The following is a 686-nucleotide window of genomic DNA, read 5'->3' as shown; positions in this document are numbered from 1 at the left end:
GGTGTTCCGGAAGAGATCGCGTTCGCCACCAAGCCAGAGATAGCGCTGGCGCAGATGCAGGCCGCGTGTGCTGCAGGTGTCGTCCGCGGCACCGTGTTGGCCGATGCAGCTTATGGCAGCAATACGGCTTGGCGTGATGCGCTGACTGCCTTGGAACTGACTTATGCAGTGGGGATTGTTTCGAGCGTCAAGGTCTGGCCGCCGGGGCAAACGCCCGAGCCGCCCGCGCCTTGGAAGGGGCAGGGCCGTCCTGCGATTCGCCATCGCCGCACGGCGGATCGCCAGCCACAGTCGGTGGAGGCACTGGCGCAGTCCCTGCCTCGGCGTGCCTTCCGGACGGTGTCATGGCGGGAAGGCAGCAACGCACCGTTGTCCGGACGCTTTGCGGCCCTGCGCGTGCGTGCCGCGCAGGGAGATCGTTTGCGTCAGGAGGAGTGGTTGTTGATCGAATGGCCCGAAAACGAAGACAAGCCAACGCGCTACTTCCTCTCCAACTTGCCGGCAAGCACGCTCCGCAAGGATCTGGTGAATACGGTCAAAGCGCGCTGGCGGGTTGAACGCGATTATCAGGACCTGAAGCAGGAGTTTGGTCTGGATCACTACGAAGGGCGCGGTTGGCGGGGGTTTCATCATCACGCCACGCTATGCATTGCTGCTTACGGGTTTCTGGTTGCTGAGCGCTTGCG

1 protein-coding gene is annotated in these 686 nt (G+C 63.1%); it reads left to right on the top strand.

What is annotated here, in order from left to right:
* On the top strand, positions 1-686 hold a 686-nt coding region (locus tag XcuCFBP2542_RS18990; protein WP_146090381.1), incomplete at both ends, for an IS701 family transposase.

It is taken from the genome of Xanthomonas cucurbitae, from assembly GCF_002939885.1.
Lineage (GTDB): Bacteria > Pseudomonadota > Gammaproteobacteria > Xanthomonadales > Xanthomonadaceae > Xanthomonas > Xanthomonas cucurbitae.
Note: the sequence above shows the minus strand (reverse complement) of the source record. Positions and strands in the feature narration are given on the sequence as shown.